Genomic DNA, 21,065 nt, shown 5'->3' on the forward strand with positions numbered 1-21,065 from the left:
TCGCAACTTCTCTGCTAAAGCGTCAGCTCAGGTGAGATAACGGCCTTGGGGTTTCCTTCTTCGTAATAGACAAATAAATTGCCAGACACATAAACGCTGCCACGGCTTTTAAAGTAAAGTCTGAGGGCTTCAACGCTATAAAACAAATAATCGCGAGTAGCGTCACTTTTCGCTATTGGCTGGCCGTCGGACTCAGGATATGTAACGTTGTGTAGCGTAGAGCGGGGATTAGGCATGGTTAAATCGCTCAGAAGCCATCTATGGTGTCATTAGTTTAACCTAATTACTTAGGGCATCCTGAAGCGCAGAAAGGTAGCCAATCGTTCTTTTCGAGCATAGTTGATGTTTTTATTAAAACGTTTATCTCATTGGATGGAAGCCAACTGGGTGACCCCTGCCTATAGTGGTTGGGTGCTGCTGGGGATTACGCTATGTTTTTTCGGCGCGGCAACTAACACCATGGCAGGTTGGCTGTATGTGATTAGTGGCATCATGATTGCCTTATTGTCGGTGTCGTCGATTTTGCCGCAGCGAGCGTTGCATGGGCTATCTGTGGCTCGACAAATGCCGCGTCCTGTCTCGGCAGGAGAGGCTCTAGCGATGGTGGTGACGCTGAAAAATGCCACTGCTTCCCCTAAGAGTTTGCTCCAGATGCAAGACCTTGTACCTGCTAAGTTAGGGCCTAAGCCGACCCATGTCATTGCCAGTTTGCAGGCGCGATCGCAACACACTTGGCGTTACGAAATTCCGACTGAAAAGCGAGGTATTTATACCTGGCCTGATGTCCGTCTACGAACGGCGGCCCCTTTAGGATTGTTCTGGTGCAGTCGTTTGCATGCCGCTCACGCAAAGGCTGTCGTCTATCCTCAAATACTGCCCTTAGAGCGTTGTCCAGTCATCGACTCCTTGGGCGATGAAACAGGACGGCGGCAGCTGCAAAAAACGGCCATCAATGCCAGTGGCACGGAAGGTATCACTCGTGCTCTGCGCCCCTATCGCTGGGGTGACCCCACTCGATTAATCCACTGGCGCACCAGTGCCCGCTACGGAGAACTGCGGGTGCGGGAGCTAGAGGTGTTAACCAGTCACCAGAGTTTAATTATTGCCTTAGATACCTCTGAGTCATGGGATATTGATAGTTTTGAAAGAGCCGTAATCGCAGCAGCATCACTCTATCACTATGGTCAGCGCCAAGGTCTGGCGACTCAGTTTTGGAGTTCCAGGACGGGGCTAGTGCACGATTCAACAGCGGTTTTGACGGTGTTGGCAGGCATTCAACTAAATGATGTCGGTAATCAAAAATTGCCAGCCCCACCCATCATATGGCTGACAGCGCAAGCGGGTAAACAATTGCCCCGCAACAGCGCTGAAGTTTTGTTTTTATCAAAAACTGCCGCCTACTCTAGTGAGTATCTTCCCAATGAAAGCGAGACTTCTGGCTTGGTGATTAATCCTGTCGATGATCTACAACAGCAATTACAAAATAATCTGAATGCCAGTCCAACAGTTTAACAATCGCTTTCATTACTCATATGCCCAGGCGAATGGGCGATGGATTGTAGTTGGATATGTCAGATCTGGCGGCTCTTTTCTGGAGATTCTTTTCAACTAAGAGTCTCTTTAGTAGGTTCTTTTCTTTGATAATTTCTTGTATGTATTAAACAGTTTCTAATGCATTGACTAAACTGGAACTATAACAAATGGTGATGTTATGGCTCAGCTTAAAGCTCGTCGTCCAGAGAATGTAGAAGGTGACTTTTTTGTTGATACTACGTGTATCGATTGCGATACCTGCCGCTGGATGGCTCCTGAGGTGTTTGGTCGAGATGGAGAGATGTCGGCGGTGCATGCTCAACCGACAACTACAGAGCAGCGGATTCAAGCGTTAAAAGCATTGTTGTCGTGTCCCACCACATCGATTGGGACAGCGGCTACACCCAAGGATATTAAACAGGCCCAGGAGCAACTGCCGGCGCTAATTGAGGACAATGTTTATCATTGTGGCTATCATTCTGAGAAATCCTATGGGGCGGCCAGCTATTTTATTCAACGGCCTGGGGGAAATGTGCTGATTGATTCTCCTCGATTTACCCCACCCTTAGTAAAACAATTGGAGGCTATGGGTGGGGTGCAATACCTCTATCTCACCCATCGGGACGATGTGGCAGATCATGCCAAGTTTCAGGAGCATTTTGGCTGCGATCGCATTCTCCACCAGGACGATATCACCAGCGATACCCAATCCGTCGAAATTCAGCTTCAGGGACAGGCCCCTTACCAACTAGCACCAGATATCACCATCATTCCCGTCCCTGGCCACAGTAAAGGCCATACCGTACTGCTGTATCAGAACAAATTTCTGTTCACAGGCGATCACCTGGCCTGGTCGGCTTACCTGGAGCACCTCTACGGTTTCCGGCGTTATTGTTGGTACTCCTGGGACGAGCAAATCAAATCCATGAAGCGCCTGACCGATTACTCGTTTGAATGGGTTCTGCCGGGGCACGGTCGTCGCTTCCACAGCAGTAACATGGCAAACGAGTTGCAGACATGTATTGAGTGGATGGAAACAGCCTAAGACGCTTACAACTAAAACCCATCCACTCATCTACCCATTCACCGATCCACCGATCCACATCAGACTTTGATGTCTATGCCCCCTAACTCGATTGCTGAGTCGGCCTTAGCAAGATGTCATGGACCTGTACATGGTCGGGTTGGCTGAGGACATAGCCAATGGCATTAGCAATGTCATTGGGCTGGAGTACCGGAAATTGATTGTAGACCTGTTGAGCTTGTTCTCGACTGCCGGAGTATTTTTCGGCAAACTCGGTTTCCACAAAGCCAGGGCTGATGGATGAGATGCGAATGGCGCTGCCGTCTGCTCGGAGCTCCTGACGTAGTCCTTCTGTGAGGGCACGTACGGCAAACTTAGAGGCGGAGTACATGCCGCTGCTGGGAACTCGATGGCCTGACATGGAGCTGATGTGGACAACATGACCCTGGTCTTTGCCAAGGTTTTGCATTAGCTTAATGGCTTCGCGGGTGCAGATGGAAAGGGCAATAACGTTAACATCAAGAGTTTCGCGCCATTTTTCGGTACTGCCGCTGGTGAGGGATTCTTGATAGCCGAGACCAGCGTTGTTGATCAGCACATCGAGGTGGTTAAAGCGGGTTGCGATCGCGCTAAACCAGGCCAAAATTTGGGATTCATCGCGCAGATCAACGCTTTGAGTTAACACTGCGGCCCCATGTTGCTGCGATAACATATCGGCTAGTTCTGTCAGACGCTGCTGACGACGGGCACACAAGGCTAAATCATATCCATCCGCCGCCAGGCGAGTGGCAATAGCGCTACCAATACCGCTAGAGGCTCCGGTAATAGCGGCGACAGGCCGGTTAGTCATAGTAATTATAGAAATGATTTATGAACCTTTTTGATGTTGTGAACGGAAGCGTCCGCTGTCAAACCTGAGATGCTTGAGGTGTTTGGTTTTGCGACCCGCTCTAAATAAAATTATCTACATAAAAAGCCATGTACACCCATGGGGCTAACCCTATTTCCCGCTCCTTTCACCACTCATTAACCTTCGGCGAAGATCTTATCCCCACTTCAAACTGCGCCTGGTTTATGAGAATATTATATATAAGTATTTACATAAAACGTTTTTCTCCGCAGGAGGTTCGGTAATGGACATTGATTTCCGGGTTGTAGCTGTACTTGCTCCCATTGCCCTAGCTGCGGGCTGGGCTGGTTTTAACATTTTCCAAGCTGCACTGGGCCAGATTCAATCCATGTTTGGCGAAGAATAAAGAAAGCCCTTTTCGTAACGAAAAGTTATCGAATTACTCATATAAGCTGCCTTCTCAGCAGGAGGCAGCTTTTTATTGCTGCTGACACAGGGTTAATTAGAGGCCTGTATTGAAATGACAGCTTTTTCAGATAGGGTCAACGCTTCAGCTACTTGTTGAGTGGTTAGTCCCATGGATAGTAACTTAAGAACGGCTGCATTTCGAGTTTGCTCAGCCTGTTCTGCTCGTTGGCGCTCTTGGGCAGATAGCTCGCTGCCCCAAAGCAGTAACTGTCCCTGGGTATCCCACCACCGTAGCCAATAACCTGAACGATTTTCACGAATACCTTCCCACACTCCCAGGGAAAGACCCATATTTTCTATCAAGTAGCCATTCTGGTTATCAGGCATCTGTAGTTGATACCCATTGGCGTCATCCAGACGATAGACTTCGAGGCTACCATTGGTCGGCTCAAAGATGATGTAATAGGGCACTTTGAGAATGCTCTCATAGTAGAACCATTTACCCGGTGGATAGGTGGCTTTAATGGAGTATTCACCTCCCTCGGTAGCTGACAGAAACTCCATCACCACTGTGGGCGGATCACCTTCTAGATATGGGGTATAACTTCGTTCGATATCTGCTCTAGGTACGGTGATGTGGGGAATAAATGCCCAATCAGGAGCTTTGACTACGGTTTTGTCATTGACTGTGGCACAGAGACCATAGTTGGTTGTTATCAGGGCTGTTTCCGAAATCCGACCAGCAATAGAAAGACTTTCACTCAACGCAGCGGCAATAAAGGGTTGGCTGATATTGTCCACAGGGTCATCCGGTAGAACATAATGCTTGGGTAGCTTTTCCCAACGAATGCTCAGTTTGGTGGACGTGGCAACCATAGGTTTCGGGAATTCAAACGCTAGCCTCAGTATATTGTAGGTTCATTTGTACTTGTTTTTGATGACCCCCTAACTTCACTTGTTTGCTTAGGGCATTGGCAATTGCCTCAGCTGCTCCATAATTTGAGCAAAGGCAACACCCCGATGGCTGTGGGTTTCTTTTTGTGGGTCGCTCATTTCAGCAAAGGTTTTACCCTGGCTCGGGACGTAAAAAATAGGGTCGTAGCCAAAACCGTTGCTACCCTTGGGCTCAGTCAGAATTTCCCCAGGACAGATGCCTTCTGTTTCGAGGGAGATGGTGCCATCGGGGCGGGCGAGGGCCAGGGCACAGACAAACTGAGCACTACGGTCCTCATTGCCGCTTAACTCCCGCAAAACTCGATTAATGCGATCCTGGTCATCCTTGCCATAGCGGGCTGAATAGAGACCTGGTGCACCGTTTAAGGCATTAATTTGCAGCCCTGAGTCATCGGCAATGGCCCATTGGTTGGTTGCGATCGCAACTTCCCTTGCCTTGAGCCGCGCATTCTCAATAAATGTTATCCCTGTCTCATCCACATCAATTTCTTGGGGCTTTAGCTGCAAATCCCAGCCCAGGGGTGTCAGATACACCTGCATTTCTTTGAGTTTGCCAGGGTTACCCGTAGCGACGATGACGGTAGGCATAATGATGTGCGAGTCTCCAATGTGCGTTCATTTTAACCACGGTATTTAACCACGGTAGGGGCGGTGTCTTGTACCCGCCCGGAACCTGGTAGCGTAATCCATGACACGCCTATTGGTTCAAAACGCCTTGGATAATCGCCCCAACTATTGGCAGCTGCTGCCCTACATTCGTCGTCAGCAGGCAATCTTAATTCCTGCCTTTATCTGCACCCTGATTTTCACCATTTACTGGCCAATTCTTGCCAAGCTAGGTGGTCTGGCTATTTCCACCCTGGTGCAGGGACAAGTTGCGGCCTTTGGTAAAGTTGCTGCGCTTACCCTGATCGGTTTGCTCATCCAAAAAGCGGCTCAGTATGGCCAAGACTCCCTGATGGCGAAGGCTGCATTTCGTGTTGCCCATCAGCTGCGTACCCGTGTCTATGGCCATCTGCAAACCCTCAGTCTGACCTACTTCGAACAAACTAAAACGGGCGATCTGGCCTATCGCTTGACCGAAGATGTGGATCGCATTGGCGAGGTTGTCTACAAGCTATTCCACGATTTTGTGCCCTCTGCGCTACAGCTGGTGGTTGTGTTTGGCTACATGATCTATCTCAACTGGCAGCTAACGGCGACGGCCTTGATCCTGATTCCGTTGCTGGCAGTCTTATCTGGCTGGTTTGGCGAAAAGATGCTGACCGCTGCCCGTCGCAGTCAGGACAAAGTTGCCGATCTCTCTTCTCAGGTGGCGGAAGTTTTTAGCGGTATTCGCTTAGTTCAAGCCTTTGCAGCTGAAGACTATGAAATTGATCGCTTTGCTCAGGCCTCCGCCAACAATCGTGATGCCCGCTATTCCGTGGCTTGGTTGCAGGCAGTACAGTTTCCGGTTGTTGGGTTTCTCTATGCCGGCATGATTGTGATTTTGTTGCTCGTCGGTACCTGGCAGATTAGCCTGGGCAATTTGGCCCGTGAAGGGTTTGGCACCTATGTGATCAATGCGTTACTGCTGATTGATCCGGTCAATCATGTGATTCAAAATTTCAATGAGTTTAAGCAAGGGGAAGCGTCCGTAGACCGGGTTCTAGAGCTATTACAGCTTAAACCCTTAGTGCAGGATGAGCCCCATGCAAAGCCGTTGCCGACGGTTACAGGGAAAGTGGACTATCGCGATGTTAGCTTTGCCTATGAAGCCAACCAGCCGGTGTTAGATGCGGTGAACCTTTCTGCAGAACCTGGCCAAACTATTGCTTTGGTGGGCCTATCAGGGGCCGGCAAAACTACTTTAGTAAATCTGTTGCCGCGTTTTTATGATGTGGCCACGGGAGAGATTTTGCTTGATGGTATCAACGTGCGTCAGGTGACACTACAAAGTCTGCGTCGTCAGATTGGGATTGTGCCCCAGGAAAATGTTTTGTTCTCTGGGACGATTGCCGAAAATATTGCCTTTGGTCAACAAGACTTTAATCTGGCAGAGGTGGAAGCTGCGGCACGGGTTGCCAATGCCCATGGATTTATTAGCCAGTTCTCCCAGGGGTACCACACCTGGGTCGGCGAACGAGGGGTTAACTTGTCAGGGGGGCAGCGGCAGCGAATTGCGATCGCACGAGCCGTTTTATTTGATCCAAAGATTCTAATTCTAGATGAGGCAACTTCTGCCCTCGATGCAGAGTCAGAGTCGCTAGTGCAGGAAGCATTGGAGAGGTTAATGCATGGACGGACTGTGTTTGTAATTGCCCATCGGCTGGCGACCGTAAGACGGTGCGATCGCATCCTAGTCATGGAAAAAGGTCGTATTATCGAATCCGGAAACCACGCTGAACTGTTACAGCAATCGGGACGTTATGCCAGCTTCTATGCCAAGCAGTTCCAGATATAAACCGAGTATGTGATGATAACAATGCATTTGTAAAACTTCACAAATGCATTGGGTTTTGGTTTTTTTACCTTACTAGTTCAGTGTTGCCGAAAAAACGAGCGAATTATCTGGTATTGGATCACTGAGAAGGGTGTCCTTATTTAAGGAGTTATGTCAGGCAGTCGTCGTTACCAGGTCATCAAACAAATAGGCGGGGCTAGCATGGCTGCCCTGACCCAGGATAGTCGTATTTGCCATAATCCTTTTTGGAGCAGTCGCAGTCTTCAGTATCAATGCTCACGGCGTAAAGCATTGAAGTTTTTAGGTGTGTCAACCGCAACGGCTGTGGTGACCGTAGGCTGTAAAAATGCAGCGGCGACCATCACGCCTACAGGGCAGCCTCTAAAAAGCCGAGGGTTGAAGACGGTTCAAGTCGATTCGAATGGCCAGATCACTGCGGAACCGTCTATCAGGGTTGATTACTTTGATGAGCCTCTTCTACGTCGGCAGTTGCGTAAAGTACTCCCTCTCCGTATGGTCCAAATACCGGCTGGCGAGTTTCTAATGGGGTCTCCACCATCCGAGCCTAAACGTGAAGAACAAGAAGGGCCTCAGCGTTCGATTCAGGTGCCTAGCTTTTACCTGGGAGCTTTTGTGGTTACCCAGCGGCAGTATGAGGCTGTCATGGGCAACAATCCGTCGTACTTTACAGATGATCAAGGCGAAGATGGGGCCGATTTGCCAGTAGAGCAGATTACCTGGGAGGATGCGGATATATTTTGCCAGCAACTGAGTGAGCTGACGGGGCGTAACTATCGATTACCCAGTGAAGCTGAGTGGGAATACGCCTGTCGTGCTGGAACAACAACCCCATTCTCTTTTGGTGAAGCCTTAACAACAGAAATTGCTAACTTTTTTGCAGACTTCTCCTTTACTGAAAACTATGAAGAGAACTATCGCAACAACCCAGTAAAAGCTGACAGCTTCTGGCCCAATGCTTTTGGCCTATACAACATGCATGGCAATGTTCATGAATGGTGTTCCGATGATTATCACGAGAGTTATGAAGGTGCTCCAAGCGATGCTAATAAATGGCTGTCGGGTAATGCGACTGCTTCTAAGGTAATGCGCGGTGGCTCATGGTTTAACGATACGCACTTCTGTCGATCAGCTGCCCGTGATAAAAACACTCAAGTAGGGCGTAGCAATTCCTGTGGCTTTCGAGTGGTGTGTGAGCCTAAAAGCTAGGTTAAGCTGAAAAAAGAGTCAAAACACCTGCATCTTTATTGTCAAATTTATTATCCTGTATGTTTCTGATCTATGGGGAGATCTTGGCGTAAGGTTCTCAACCCTTATGTCTAAAAAGCGAGAAAGGTTTCCAAGAAAATCTTAGAAACCTTTTTGGACCCTTTAGATGCAGACCATAACAGTGTTGGTTATGCAGCTATGGCAGGGTCATCTCCAAGGCTGTCTTCGGGAGATCTCAAATCTTCCACCAGTTCTTGAATGTGAAGTGGTGGTGGCGGTGTCAATCGGGAAACAACAAGTGTCACTATCAGATTAAGAATCATACCCAAGGTGCCAATACCCTCAGCGGAGATATTAAAGAACCAGGTGGGCATGCCGAAGAATTTCACACCGATAATGTAGAACGAGGTGAAAATCAGACCGACAAGCATACCTGAGATCGCACCTTCACGGTTAGTGCGCTTGTCAAAAATACCCAAGATAATCGCGGGGAAGAAGCTGGCTGCGGCTAAGCCAAAGGCAAAGGCTACCACCTGACCGACAAAGCCAGGCGGATTAATGCCAAAATATCCGGCAATTACCAGGGCAAACCCTACCATCACACGGCCTACAAACACCCGTTTCTTTTCTGAAGCTTCTGGATTAATCAGTCGATAGTAGACATCATGGGCGATGGAGCTAGAAATCACTAGCAATAAACCTGAGGCCGTTGATAGCGCAGCGGCAAGACCACCAGCGGCAACCAAGGCAATTACCCAAGGCGCTAATTTAGCCACCTCTGGTGTGGAGAGCACAATGATGTCGCGATCAATGGTGATTTCATTGCTGGTTTCCTCAGAAGTGAGCTGAAACCGACCGTCCTGATTTTTGTCGTTAAAGGCTAACAGGCCCGTGTTTTCCCACTTTTGTGCCCAGTCCAGCTGTTGTACCTCTTCAACAGTGGCATTGTGCAATGTGTTGACCAGGTTATAACGGGCAAACATCGACAACGCAGGCGCTGTTGTGTAAAGCAAGGCAATAAACAACAAGGCCCAGCCTGCAGAGAATCTTGCTGAACGCACGTTCTTAACTGTGTAGAAGCGCACGATTACATGGGGAAGACCAGCGGTGCCTACCATTAAGGCAATGGTGATGGCCAGCACATCCAACATAGATTTGTTGGCAAAGGCCTGGGTGTATTCGGCAAAGCCCAAATCCACCTGGATTTGGTTTAGTTTGGTGCTGATGTCGCCAAAGGTCATGGCGAACTGGGGAACAGGATTACCGGTGAGGAGGAGTGCGATCGCAATCGCCGGAATCATGTAGGCAATAATCAGCACATAGTATTGGGCAACTTGCGTCCACGTAATACCCTTCATGCCACCCAGAACAGCAAAAAAGCCGACAATCAACATGCCGATAAACACGCCTGTGTTTACATCCACCTGTAGGAAGCGGCTAAAGACGATACCGACCCCCCTCATTTGGCCCGCGATATAGGTGAGTGACACAAAGATCGCGGCTACCACAGCTACCAGACGAGCCCATTTGGAATAGTAGCGATCACCCACAAAATCAGGCACTGTGTACTTGCCAAACTTCCGCAGATAGGGCGCTAGCAACAACGCCAGAAGAACATAGCCACCGGTCCAACCCATCAAATAAATCGAACCGTCATAACCCATAAACGAGATGAGACCCGCCATGGAGATAAACGATGCTGCCGACATCCAGTCAGCGGCAGTAGCAGCCCCATTGGCAAGGGCGGGAATACCTTGCCCAGCCACATAAAAGCCTTTACTATCACGAACGCGAGAACGCCATCCGATGTAGATATACATCAGGAATGATGCAGCGACAAACAAGCCCGTCCAAACTTCAGTTGGCATGTTCCCTCCTTACATCATGCTCAGCAATACTTGCATGACGTTTACTAAGTTGTTGAGCTCGATAATGCTTGTCGAGTTTATCCATCTGATAGGCATAGACAAAAATCAGCACCACAAAGGTGAGAATTGAACCTTGCTGCGCAATCCAGAATCCAAGCGGTAGACCAAAAAACTGAATCTGATTGAGGATGTCTACCAACAAAATGCTGCAGATTAGGGATACAAATCCCCAAACCGCCAGTAGCGCTAGAATAAGGGTAATGTTGGCACGCCAATACGCATGCCTTTGAGCAGGATCTCTCATACGTTGAAAACTTTAGATTAGTTAAGAAAAGAACGGTTAATTGCCCCAATCTTTTCTAGTGTTCTTGATTTAAGCAGGTTCCTGTCCCAAATTTACTTTTGGTTATTTAATCTTCAACATTTCTAATAAACGACACAACAAGATGGTTTTATGATACCTGTTATGTGCTCGAAGGCGAACTATACAGACAGGTTGACTTATCTGTTGACTTATCTCTTGAGATTTCTATTGCAGCCGCTTATTGTAGCCCCTTGCTGTATCGCCAATGCCAGGGTTCATCTTCTCCTGCCGGATTACCCTGGGGATATGACAGCTCAAAGCCATAGTTTTTTGCATATCGCTTCAGCCAGCGATATGCATCGGTCTGCTTAAAACTAATGTCCCAGTCAGTACTCTCATCAGCGTTTTTGTCGCCAATGGCCACGGCATACCCAGTATGATAATCACTTTTTTTAAGCCACTGGTTAACATCTATATCTGTTCTCTCTTGAAGCCGTCGGCGTTGTTCAGATAACGAGAGATATCCTGCTAAAGGAAGTAGTTCAACACCTTCGTTTTTGGCTGCAGCCACCATGCTCCAAAAAGCGTCTACCATATCAGGCCTGGCTTGAATGCTGCCGTCGTCTAACAGGGCTACCAACTCTCCTCGTTTGGCTTCATCATAGCCTCTCGGGGCGGCGGTCACAGTATCCCATTTTCGACTGATGTTATAGGCGGCCCATTGATAACCTTTGACGCCAAACCCGAGCACGATCAAAACTGCTGTGACAAAACCTATGACTTTTAAAATAATCTTAGGTGGGATTAATTTCACAGGTTTTGTTGTCGGTTTAGCATCTACCGGTGGTAAGACGCCCGCTGCAACATGGGTTGGGAGTTGGCTATCTTGCCCAACGCGAATGCCTGTAATTGTTCTTTCAAGCGCTTTGAGAGCTTCGATCGCAGTCTTATAGCGGTTTTTGGGATTAGGCTCTATGAGTCGTTTAATAAAGGTCTCAAGGGATGGACTAATAGTCTCATTAGCCCATTGCACCTGATGCGTGATGGGATGAATATTTAATTGTTGTGGATGAATGTTGGTGAGTGCCGCAATCGCTACCATGCCAACGGAATAGAGATCACTGGCGTAGCAGGGTTTACCCCGTGCTTGTTCGGGAGAAGTATAGCCCGCTGTACCAACTTTGACCGTGGTTGTTATCTTTCCGTTGTGATCGATCTGACTGTTGCTTAGGGTTTTGACCACCCCAAAATCGATCAGGCAGATGTCGCCGTTATTGGTTTGGCGAATCAAATTGGCTGGCTTAATATCGCGATGAATGGTTCGATGCTGATGAACAAATGCCAGCACAGTCAAAATATCCTTCAACAATTTTGTGACGTAGCTTTCGTCTAGTCGGTTGCTTGTCTTGATTTCTTGTCGCAGGTCATGGCCATGGATCATTTCTTGAGCAATGTAGAACTTATTGCCCTCATCGAAGTAAGCCAGGAGCTTCGGAATACGAGAATGTACACCTATTTTTTCTAAGGTGCTGGCCTCTTGGCGCAACATTCCTAAAACTTTGGGGCTAGTGTGGATCAGCTGCTTAATTACGCATTGGGGGTGACTGTGCTGGTGATGGTCAATTGCCCTATAGGTAATGCCATAGCCACCTTGATCCAGAACTTCTAGTATTTCAAAACGATGGGCAAGCTTCATGGTGAGTAGGCTTTTCTGTCTAGGTCTGCAAGGTGGCTATATTTAGGATGGGCATGGCTGATCCTCGGTATGGTTACGTCTATCCAATTTGAGCTAGTGGCAAGTTTTATAGATCGATTTATCCTTTGAATCAGCAATGGCGCGGATGCATTCACTAACATTGTCCGTTGAACATTACCAGGTGGCCTTTAACCCATAGAATTCTTTTAGTCTCCAATTAGTCTGTTATGCCTTAACTCAAGGTACGGTTCTGGTTGGAAAATTGGTTTGAGCCGTTGTCTATAGAGAGCTATTTTCCATGGTTGGTCGCTGTAAGCATGTATTCCCGTTAGCATTGTTCGCTTCCATTGCAACTGTTATAGGTAAAGATGCCATTAACCAACCACTACAAGCACAGCCTGGCCCCATCATTGTTTGCAGTTATGACCCTAGTACAGGTGCGCCTAATCCATTGGGAATGCGGACGTTTATCACCCTAAGGGAAGCTGAGGGGACAACCGAAGTATCTTATGAGCAATTGGGGACATTTGTTCCTGGTCCCGTAGAAGCTGTGCTTACCTCAGAGCGAACATTGGTGTTCCCAAATCAGTCTATTGATCGGGTGCGACAGCTGTTGCTAACCAATGATACGTACTATCAAGAATTGGTTGGATTTGATGATCCAGAAGGGTTTGCGCCCGTTAATAGTACGTTGATTTGTCGTGCTGAGACGGTTGCTCGTCCAGTGGCTCGTCCTGAGCCCCGCCCGCCCGCTGCGGCAGAACTACCTGATCTCAGTGGTGCTCGATCTCGTTCAGAGCTGCCTGATCTGGATAGTCCAGCCCCCAGTGGTGCTATTGGTAGCTCTACTGGTAGCCCTGCTGCTACACCCCCGACGTTTTATGACACGATTGCTGGCCTTGCTGATGGTAATTATCGGTATGTTTCAGGGGCCGCTGAGGATCGGGCCTATTCTGAGCAGGAGTTACTGAGTCGAGGTGGCGTTCTGTTTGTTTTTCGCAAGACAGGCGATGAGATTATTGGGTCCTATAGTTACATTGATGGCGAAGCTATCTGTGTAACTGGCCGAGTTAGTGGTAACACGGTGAGCGGGCAAGCCTATCCGTTTGATGGTGTTACCCGTGACCTGGGCGAAGACTTTACTTTTTGGGGACCGGCTACATTTCTGCGGGTGCGTCGTACCCGTGGTGATGAAGGTAAGCGCTATTACGCTAGCGCTACCCTGGAACTCAATGATTTTTCTCGTATAAATGCCGGGCCTTCCTTACCACCCAGCAACTGCCAATAGATATTTATTTGTTTTGGAGGGTAGTTGCTGTCGGCCCTCCTTACGTTTCAATTAATTGGTCAAGATTTTGTTGCATTTGGTCGACAACTTGCTCATAGCATTCTTGAACATATGCCTTGTCCTGGGCAGCGGCACGACCTGTGCGTTCAAACATAATGGGAGGACACACACGGGTTTGGATTTGGTTGGGCCATGGAATATGGGGCAAGGGGCCAAGGGCCAAGCCCCAGGGGAGCCCTAGATAAATTGGAAAAACTTCTGGATCGATGTCTTGAAACCAGGGTAGAAGACCTTGCTGGTTAAGCCATTTGGCTTGTTCGTAGCAGTTTTCCAGAACTATAAAAGTGTCGTGGGCACCTGTGGAAATCACCGGTACGATGGGGACGCGCTCCCTGAGGGCAAGTTTGATAAAACCGGTACGTCCCATCAGTTGGATTTGGTGTCGCTCGCGGTGGGGACGAAAGACGTCTTGGGCTCCACCTGGAAAAACCAGGACGCTGGCACCGCGTTGGAGAGCTGCGATCGCAAACTTAGGTTGAGCCGGTACAGCACCACATTGACTAGCCAGCTTTGCCAAATCAGGATTCACCTGCCAGATTTTGGCATGCATTAGGCCATACATCGGTCGCTCGTAACCAAAGCGGCGAAACCAGTCCACCATCATCATTAATAGATCAGGGGCCGCCAGTCCGCCATTGTGAGAGCCAACAAATAGAGCCTGTTTGGGTACATGGTGCCAGCCATCGGTACGGGTACGAAAGTAATGGTTGTAAAACCATTCCCACTTGGGCATTAACGATGCGATTACTTGAGGATCACGTTCTGACAGCGCTGATTCAATGTCATAGCTGCTACCGGGCATAGACTCATGTTAATTAGGGCAGCCCTCAGCCTACCGAAGATTTACCGACATACTTATCAAGATTTGATAGATGAGGAAAAAAGTCCTGAGTTGTGTCAATTAATCAGGATATTGAAGTACTTCAGCCTACACAATGCTAGTTGGCATGCTCCCATTTGGGGTGCATACAAAAAGGGCCCCCACCGAAGTGGGAGCCGCAGTAAGCGTTATTCCTTAATGACTTAATTGTGCCAGGGAAATTTAGTCTGAGTTGTGACGATGATCATGCCCTGGTCGTGTTTAAGTTCATATCCCAGTACTGATCTATTCGGTATCATTATTGTCAAGGGTTTGCAAAGAGTTTCGACCACCTAAAAAAGATTTACCATATAGATACTAGCGCTGTGAATACGACGTTAGTGCAGATCTATTGTCTAGGGACGCACACCATGGAATTGCTCAACCGTTTGCTAGGTCGCAACCCTGATACTGTAAAGGCAAATGTGGAAATCTATACATGGCAGATCTGCCCCTACTGTATCCGCGCCAAGCTACTGCTGTGGTGGAAAGGGGTGAATTTTACGGAATATAAAATTGATGGTGATGAGGCAGCCCGTATCAAGATGGCGGAACGGTCTAATCAGCGCCGCAGTGTGCCTCAGATTTTTATCAATGATCATCACGTTGGTGGCTGTGATGACCTGTATGCTCTTGATAGCAAAGGCCAGCTTGACCTTCTTTTAACCCAAGTGGCATAGGGTGGGAATAGCTCACCAGAATTGGGATTCAACGCTTTTAGGAACAGAACAATTGGCAGATTTTCGCATCGGCTGTGCCGTATGGGCTTGTAGGGAATGGCTCGGAGATTTTTATCCGAAGGGCAGTCGTGCTAGCGATTTTTTGCGTCTCTATGGCGATCGCATGACCTGCGTTGAAGGCAATACCACTTTCTATTCAATTCCGATATCAGAGACGGTGCAGCGCTGGGCTGAAAATACGCCTGATGCATTTCGGTTTTGTCCAAAACTGCCTCGTACAGTCACCCACAGTGGTGAGTTAATGCCGCAACGGTCTGCTGCTCTGGATTTCCTCACATTGATGCAGGGGCTGGGGTCAAAGCTGGGGCCAATATTTGCACAGCTGCCGCCGAGATATAGCCCCAGGTTGTTTGCAGACTTGTCTAAGTTTGTGGCGAACTGGCCTCATCAGCAATGTCCTTTATCGTTAGAAGTCCGTCATTTAGATTGGTTTAAATCTCCTCACTTAGAGCGGCTAGACGAGCTATTAACTCGATGGAGTGTAGGTCGAGTCTTGTTGGACACTCGTCCGATTTATACCTGGAGTAATCCAGCAGAGGACCCGCAACTACGCTCTGAACGTAAAAAGCCTCGGGTTCCTTTGCTGCCAGCAGCGACTGCCCCATTGGTGCTGGTGCGCTACATCAGTCACCCTGATCTGGATCGCAATCGTGATTTTTTAAAAGGCTGGGTGCAGCAGGTAGGAGATTGGTTAGCTCAAGGTATCTCGGTTTATTTTTTTGTACATTGTCCCCACGAAGCAAAGTCACCAGCCATTGCTCGCTATTTTCAGGAGCAGCTAGAAAAAGCAGGTGTGGATGTGCCGCCGTTGCCTTGGTCGTTGATTCAATCGCCACCTCAGCAGTTAGGATTGTTTTGAAGAGGCAGAGCCCAAGAGACTCTCACGAAATCAATGATTTAGAACTTTGCGAGTCTCTCAGTATTTTCAAAGATCTTATCGATATTTGGGACGATAAACGTGAAAGTCGATGAGTATACAGACGACGTGTGAAAACTTACTATATCTTTCTCCTAAAGCTCAGCAGGATTAATCTCCTTCTCTTGTAGTGAGTTTTTAAGCTTGGCTAATACTACATCAGGTGTGTCAGCTCATTTAGAAGAATTATCTCAACCCCAATAACAGTTATTGCTGAAGGCTATAAATAATAACAGCTATGTGCGCAGCAAACTGCTGTTGACGTAGCCTCTCCTGTGGAGATATGCATTCAGCAGTTTGGCATACATGCCCAACCTGTTCAAAGTCTAGGTTGACGTGTCATGTTACAGCTTGAAAGGACAGTCAGCGTAATTTAAGGTTGTATACATCTTTTCCAATACAGTTCTAGAACCTACTTCGGTCTGGCAATTTCTTAGTGGTTTCTAAAATGACTAAGAAAAAGGGGACTAGATAGTCCCCTAAGGTTCCTTGAAACAAAACTTGTATGTCACTCGCTATTGTACAGATCAAATCCCACTTTGAACCACTGAATTTGCTTGATTTTTGGGTTTTTTATTTACATGTAAAATTGCCTAAAAAAATACGTGTCCTTATATAGCGCGTCCCAAAAAGCTCCAGGGAAATGACGGATTTCTCTCGTTACCCTATGTGCTTTTTTTAACACCAAAAGCCATTGATTAATTGTGGCCATTGACTTGGCGTTGTACTGCTAATTCAATGGCAAGGTCGATAGCCGCTACCATGCTATCGGGTCGAGCTATACCTTGACCAGCGATGTCAAAGGCGGTGCCATGATCGGGGGAAGTGCGAATAAAAGGCAGACCAATGGTGGTATTTACGGCTTGGTCAAACGCCAACATTTTGACTGGAATCAATCCCTGGTCATGATACAAAGCCAAGTAGCCATGGTGGGCCTGTTGTTCCAAATGATGCCAGGCTTTTGCTGGGCTTACCCACAGTGTATCTGGTGGTACTGGACCTTCTAAAGTTACATGGGGAAATCGCTGTCGTTGACTGTTGAGCCAAGGAATTAGCCAGTCTATTTCTTCTCGACCGATTTGCCCTTGTTCACCGCTGTGGGGGTTGAGACCTGCGATCGCAACCTTTGGGTTCTCTACCCCAAAATCCCGTTCTAAACATTTTAATAGTAGTTCCAGTTTCAAGGTCAGCACCTCAGGTGTCAGCACCTCAGGCACCTGACGCAGAGGGATATGGGTGGTTGCTAACAGGGTGCGCATGGTCCAATCAGTCATGGGTGACCGTGCCACAAATAACATGCCAAACCGCGTGACCTCCGCCATTTCTGCCAGTAGTTCTGTTTGACCTGGGTAATGGTGACCTGCTGCCAACCAAGCTGATTTGGCAATGGGAGCTGTGATCACACCACTATAGCCATCTTTTAAGCAATAACCAATGGCTGTTTGCAAGCTGCGAAAACTAAGATCGCCGCTGACAGCATCACCCTGACCGATACGAATCGTCTGATCGGCTGCCAAGGGGACATCGATAATTGGATGGTCTGTCAACGGTAGCCCTAGCCGTTTGCTACAGGCCATCAACTGTTGCTCATTTCCTACCAATGTGAGCTGTGCTGTCTGTTGCACCAAAGGTAATGCCCTAAGCACGACCTCTGGCCCAATCCCGGCCATGTCGCCTAAGGTTATCAATAACTTGATTTGTCTAGCATTACCCATAGCTCACACCTCCTGATGACTCCCCTCAATTTCCCCAACAATAAACCAAAGTGTTAGCGTTAATGAGTTGCTACTGTCAGTCCTTTCCCATGGCATTCAAAAACGTCTTGATGCGCACAGTTGCGATCGCTACTTTGCTCGCTCCGATTGGCTGTACCTCTGCGACTGATTCAGCACAGCCCTCTGCGGCGGAACAGCCCGCAACCCAGCAACAGGCGGAAGCCCCCCCAACTGAAGCTGAGCTTGAGTCCGCCGAAGCGGAATGGCGCAAACGTCAGGATGAGGTCAATCAGGTTCTATCATCCATGGATCGGGCTACATTTATTGGCGGCTCCCCCACTAAAGGTAATCCTGATGCTGAAGTGGTGGTGGTCAAGTTCTCCGATTTTGAATGTCTGTTTTGTGCTGTTGCAGCGGGCCATATGAAAGACTTTGTGGAAGAACGCGGTGAAGAGGTGCTCTACGTGTACAAGCATCTCCCCCTCACCAGTATTCATCCAGAAGCAGTGCCATCATCTAAGGCGTCATGGGCTGCTGCTCAGCAAGATCAGTTCTGGCTTTATCACACAGGCCTCTTTGCCAATCAAGAACGATTAGGAGATGAGCTATATGTGGAGCTAGCTGAGCAAATAGGGTTGGATATGGAACAATTTGAGCGCGATCGCAACAGCGATGCTGCCCAAGTCGCCATCGATGCCGACCTGGCTCTAGCTGGACAACTGAAACTACGCGGTACCCCGAGTTTTTTAATCGGTGGTTTGCTCATTCCCCCTGGTGTTCCCCCCGAGAGCTTTGGAGAATTGCTAGACAACCTCAAAGCTGCTCAACCGGCTCAATCGGCTGAGTAATATTAAGGTGGGCACTGCCCACCACCCTGTTCGAGTTAATCTACCAGTATGCTGTTGCCCCATGCCTGATTCCCGCCGCCCCAAAATTATTGTTATCGACGACGACCCCACCGGTTCTCAAACAGTTCATAGCTGTTTACTGTTACTGAAATGGGATGTGGCCACCCTAAAACAAGGCCTCTTAGACGCATCTCCCATTTTCTTTATTCTGGCCAATACCCGTTCGCTCACCCCTGCTGAAGCAGAGCGTACCATCCGTGAAGTCTGTCAGAACCTAAAACAGGCACTGGTTGAAACCAACACACAAGAGTATTTGGTGGTCAGTCGTTCAGATTCGACCCTGCGCGGCCACTATCCCCTCGAAACCGATGTGATCGCGTCAGAATTGGGTCCCTTTGACGCCCATTTTATGGTGCCAGCATTTTTTGAAGCAGGACGTATTACTCTCGATAGCACCCACTATATTGAAACCGATGGCGTACGCATCCCTGTTCATGAGACTGAGTTCGCTAAGGATTCAGTATTTGGTTATAGCTATAGCTACTTGCCTGATTATGTCGCCGAAAAGACATCTGGCAAGATTGTTGCCGATCAGGTGAAACGGTTTACCCTGGATGTGATTCGCCAGAATACAATGGAGCGCTTAATGCAGCTGAGTAACAATGTTTGCGTAGCTGTTGATGCCCAAAACCAGGCTGAGCTCGATCAGTTTTCCCAAGACCTATTGGCCGCCGCCGCCCAAGGTAAAAAGTTTCTCTTTCGCAGTGCTGCTAGCTTGCTCACATCTCTCGCTGCTTTACCTGTACAACCGGCTGGCCCGAGTGAGATGTCACGCTACACCCGTAACCATAAACCGGGTGTGATTTTAGTGGGCTCTCACGTTAAAAAAACAACTCAGCAACTGGAGTATCTTCTTAAGCAGCCAGGGGTAACTGGTGTAGAAGTTGATGTCTCTCGGTTAAATGAGAATCCTGACCAAGCGCAGGATATGGTAGTTGAAATCTTGGCCCAGGTGAACACCCTCTACGCTCAGGGGACAACAGCGGTGGTTTATACCAGCCGCAAAGAACTTACCTTCGCCGATGTGGCCACTCGTTTGGCGTTTGGTGAAGCTGTTTCTCACCTACTCATGGATATTGTGTGTGGCCTGCCTACGGATCTGGGTTTTTTGATCAGTAAGGGTGGCATTACCTCTAACGATACCCTTAGCAAAGGCCTAGCTCTAACATCTGCCAGGCTTTTAGGTCAGGTTATTCCAGGGGTTTCGGTGATTACAGCGGGGCCTGAGCACCCACAGTTTCCAAATTTGCCCGTTGTCCTATTTCCCGGTAACGTTGGCGGCGACGATGCTGTTGCGGCCGCCTACCAGCGTATGGCGAAATGATTATGCTCGATTCGCATTTTCCAATCTGAGTTCAGCTAGCAACTCGGTTAAGCGATCGCACTGAGCCTCATAGGTATCTCCACAAAAATGGCAGATGGCTTCAGCAGGCTCACTTTTGTCGATCATATCCTGGAGCTCATCTTCGCCCAGTAGTTTGAGGGCAGATAGCATGCGCTGACCATTACAGGGGCAGTGGAAACGTAGGAGTTGGCTCTCCGGAAAAATGGCTAACCCCATATCTCCCACCAGGTCCTCAATGATTTGAGGTAGCGTTTTTTGTGCCCGTAGCATGGGGGTGAATCCAGGTAAGGATGCCAGTCGAGATTCTAAGGTGGAGATCAGGCGCTCATCATGGGATACCTGAGGTAAAACCTGAAGGAGCAAGCCACCTGCTGCTTCTACGCCGTGTTTGTCGACGAATACACCTAAAACTAAGGCTGACGGTGTTTGTTCTGATGTGGCCAGGTACTGGGTGAGATCTTCACCAATCTCCCCTGATACCAATTCCACTGTGCTGGAATACGGATAACCCAGACCCGAGTCACGCACGACGTAGAGATAGCCATTGCGCCCCACTGCTGCACCCACATCAAGTTTGCCTTGGGCATTGGGGGGTAACTCTACATACGGGTTAGAGACATAACCCCGGACGCTACCGTCTAGCCGGGCATCAACAAGAATACCGCCAATGGGTCCATCCCCTTGAATCTGAATATTAATGCGTGAATCTTCTCGTTTCATATTAGAAACTAGAAGTGTGCCAGCTGTTAGTGCTCTGCCTAGGGCAGCCGTGGCAACGTAAGAAAGCTTGTGGCGAGTCCTGGCCTCTTCGACTAAACGGGTGGTGATGGCTCCAACAACTCGGATGCCGCCATCTGCTGCTACTGCTCGAATGAGCTGATCCGCCATGGTTTTACTTTGTTTCTACAGTTTTGCTCCGCTGCCGAT

At 48.5% G+C, this 21,065-nt stretch carries 20 protein-coding genes; 10 read left to right on the forward strand and 10 right to left on the reverse strand.

Annotation, left to right across the window (positions count from 1 at the left end; translation table 11 throughout):
* Window positions 1-14: 14 nt before the first annotated feature.
* Complete coding sequence (locus U2F10_RS18810) at window positions 15-236, reverse strand: hypothetical protein (protein WP_348918081.1); 222 nt, start codon at window positions 234-236, stop codon at window positions 15-17.
* A 106-nt stretch (window positions 237-342) separates the two neighbouring features.
* Between U2F10_RS18810 and U2F10_RS18815 the strand changes: the two genes are divergently transcribed.
* Both U2F10_RS18815 and U2F10_RS18820 read left to right on the forward strand, forming a co-directional pair.
* A complete protein-coding gene (locus U2F10_RS18815) occupies window positions 343-1,512 on the forward strand; it encodes a DUF58 domain-containing protein (RefSeq protein ID WP_499873023.1) in 1,170 nt (389 codons plus the stop codon).
* Window positions 1,513-1,711: 199 nt separating this feature from the next.
* Window positions 1,712-2,578, forward strand: coding sequence for an MBL fold metallo-hydrolase (locus U2F10_RS18820; protein ID WP_499873024.1), 867 nt, complete (start codon window positions 1,712-1,714; stop codon window positions 2,576-2,578).
* An 82-nt stretch (window positions 2,579-2,660) separates the two neighbouring features.
* Here U2F10_RS18820 and U2F10_RS18825 read toward each other — a convergent pair whose 3' ends face one another.
* Window positions 2,661-3,407, reverse strand: a complete 747-nt coding sequence (locus U2F10_RS18825; protein ID WP_499873025.1) for an SDR family NAD(P)-dependent oxidoreductase — start codon at window positions 3,405-3,407, stop codon at window positions 2,661-2,663.
* Window positions 3,408-3,690: 283 nt separating this feature from the next.
* Here U2F10_RS18825 and U2F10_RS18830 point away from each other — a divergent pair, with 283 nt between their 5' ends.
* Entirely contained in the window at window positions 3,691-3,813 is a 123-nt protein-coding gene (locus U2F10_RS18830; protein ID WP_006516626.1) for a photosystem II protein Y, read from the forward strand.
* Between the two features lie 92 nt (window positions 3,814-3,905).
* On the opposite strand, the gene U2F10_RS18835 is transcribed toward U2F10_RS18830, so the two are convergent.
* On the reverse strand, window positions 3,906-4,691 hold the full coding sequence (locus U2F10_RS18835) for a Uma2 family endonuclease (RefSeq protein WP_499873026.1): 786 nt from the start codon (window positions 4,689-4,691) through the stop codon (window positions 3,906-3,908).
* A gap of 87 nt (window positions 4,692-4,778) precedes the next feature.
* Window positions 4,779-5,357 carry an RdgB/HAM1 family non-canonical purine NTP pyrophosphatase gene (gene rdgB / locus U2F10_RS18840; protein ID WP_499060678.1) on the reverse strand — a complete coding sequence of 193 codons (579 nt, stop codon included), beginning with the start codon at window positions 5,355-5,357 and terminating at the stop codon, window positions 4,779-4,781.
* A 100-nt stretch (window positions 5,358-5,457) separates the two neighbouring features.
* Here rdgB and U2F10_RS18845 point away from each other — a divergent pair, with 100 nt between their 5' ends.
* Window positions 5,458-7,212 (forward strand): ABC transporter ATP-binding protein, encoded by a 1,755-nt coding sequence (locus tag U2F10_RS18845; protein WP_499873027.1) that lies wholly within the window; start codon window positions 5,458-5,460, stop codon window positions 7,210-7,212.
* A gap of 150 nt (window positions 7,213-7,362) precedes the next feature.
* Complete coding sequence (locus U2F10_RS18850) at window positions 7,363-8,439, forward strand: formylglycine-generating enzyme family protein (protein ID WP_499873028.1); 1,077 nt, start codon at window positions 7,363-7,365, stop codon at window positions 8,437-8,439.
* 188 nt (window positions 8,440-8,627) lie between these two features.
* On the opposite strand, the gene U2F10_RS18855 is transcribed toward U2F10_RS18850, so the two are convergent.
* From U2F10_RS18855 to U2F10_RS18865, 3 genes are all read right to left on the reverse strand, one after another.
* Window positions 8,628-10,307 carry a sodium:solute symporter family protein gene (locus tag U2F10_RS18855; protein ID WP_499873029.1) on the reverse strand — a complete coding sequence of 560 codons (1,680 nt, stop codon included), beginning with the start codon at window positions 10,305-10,307 and terminating at the stop codon, window positions 8,628-8,630.
* The gene (locus tag U2F10_RS18860) at window positions 10,297-10,611 is read right to left on the reverse strand and encodes a DUF4212 domain-containing protein (protein ID WP_163666539.1); all 315 of its coding nucleotides are present in this window, start codon (window positions 10,609-10,611) and stop codon (window positions 10,297-10,299) included. Before U2F10_RS18860 ends, U2F10_RS18855 begins: the two co-directional genes overlap by 11 nt.
* Window positions 10,612-10,849: 238 nt before the next feature.
* Window positions 10,850-12,307, reverse strand: coding sequence for a protein kinase domain-containing protein (locus U2F10_RS18865; RefSeq protein ID WP_499873030.1), 1,458 nt, complete (start codon window positions 12,305-12,307; stop codon window positions 10,850-10,852).
* Window positions 12,308-12,605: 298 nt separating this feature from the next.
* Between U2F10_RS18865 and U2F10_RS18870 the strand changes: the two genes are divergently transcribed.
* Window positions 12,606-13,595, forward strand: a complete 990-nt coding sequence (locus U2F10_RS18870; protein ID WP_499873031.1) for a hypothetical protein — start codon at window positions 12,606-12,608, stop codon at window positions 13,593-13,595.
* A 40-nt stretch (window positions 13,596-13,635) separates the two neighbouring features.
* Here U2F10_RS18870 and U2F10_RS18875 read toward each other — a convergent pair whose 3' ends face one another.
* Window positions 13,636-14,457, reverse strand: coding sequence for a lysophospholipid acyltransferase family protein (locus U2F10_RS18875; RefSeq protein ID WP_490794755.1), 822 nt, complete (start codon window positions 14,455-14,457; stop codon window positions 13,636-13,638).
* A 428-nt stretch (window positions 14,458-14,885) separates the two neighbouring features.
* Here U2F10_RS18875 and grxC point away from each other — a divergent pair, with 428 nt between their 5' ends.
* Together grxC and U2F10_RS18885 are read left to right on the forward strand one after the other, a co-directional pair.
* Window positions 14,886-15,194 carry a glutaredoxin 3 gene (grxC, locus tag U2F10_RS18880; RefSeq protein WP_163702725.1) on the forward strand — a complete coding sequence of 103 codons (309 nt, stop codon included), beginning with the start codon at window positions 14,886-14,888 and terminating at the stop codon, window positions 15,192-15,194.
* Between the two features lies 1 nt (window position 15,195).
* Window positions 15,196-16,113, forward strand: coding sequence for a DUF72 domain-containing protein (locus tag U2F10_RS18885; RefSeq protein ID WP_499873032.1), 918 nt, complete (start codon window positions 15,196-15,198; stop codon window positions 16,111-16,113).
* Window positions 16,114-16,868: 755 nt separating this feature from the next.
* Here U2F10_RS18885 and pdxA read toward each other — a convergent pair.
* A complete protein-coding gene (gene pdxA / locus U2F10_RS18890) occupies window positions 16,869-17,885 on the reverse strand; it encodes a 4-hydroxythreonine-4-phosphate dehydrogenase PdxA (RefSeq protein WP_499873033.1) in 1,017 nt (338 codons plus the stop codon).
* A gap of 89 nt (window positions 17,886-17,974) precedes the next feature.
* On the opposite strand from pdxA, the gene U2F10_RS18895 reads away from it, so the two are divergent.
* Window positions 17,975-18,733, forward strand: a complete 759-nt coding sequence (locus tag U2F10_RS18895; protein WP_499873034.1) for a DsbA family protein — start codon at window positions 17,975-17,977, stop codon at window positions 18,731-18,733.
* Window positions 18,734-18,794: 61 nt separating this feature from the next.
* Window positions 18,795-20,117, forward strand: coding sequence for a four-carbon acid sugar kinase family protein (locus U2F10_RS18900; RefSeq protein WP_499873035.1), 1,323 nt, complete (start codon window positions 18,795-18,797; stop codon window positions 20,115-20,117).
* Here the strand turns inward: U2F10_RS18900 and hslO are convergent, their stop codons facing one another.
* Window positions 20,118-21,026, reverse strand: coding sequence for an Hsp33 family molecular chaperone HslO (gene hslO / locus U2F10_RS18905; protein WP_163666557.1), 909 nt, complete (start codon window positions 21,024-21,026; stop codon window positions 20,118-20,120). It abuts the gene before it with no gap.
* Between the last annotated feature and the right edge of the window lie 39 nt (window positions 21,027-21,065).

It is taken from the genome of Leptothoe sp. EHU-05/26/07-4, from assembly GCF_043421015.1.
Taxonomy (GTDB): Bacteria; Cyanobacteriota; Cyanobacteriia; order Phormidesmidales; family Phormidesmidaceae; genus Leptothoe; species Leptothoe turfae.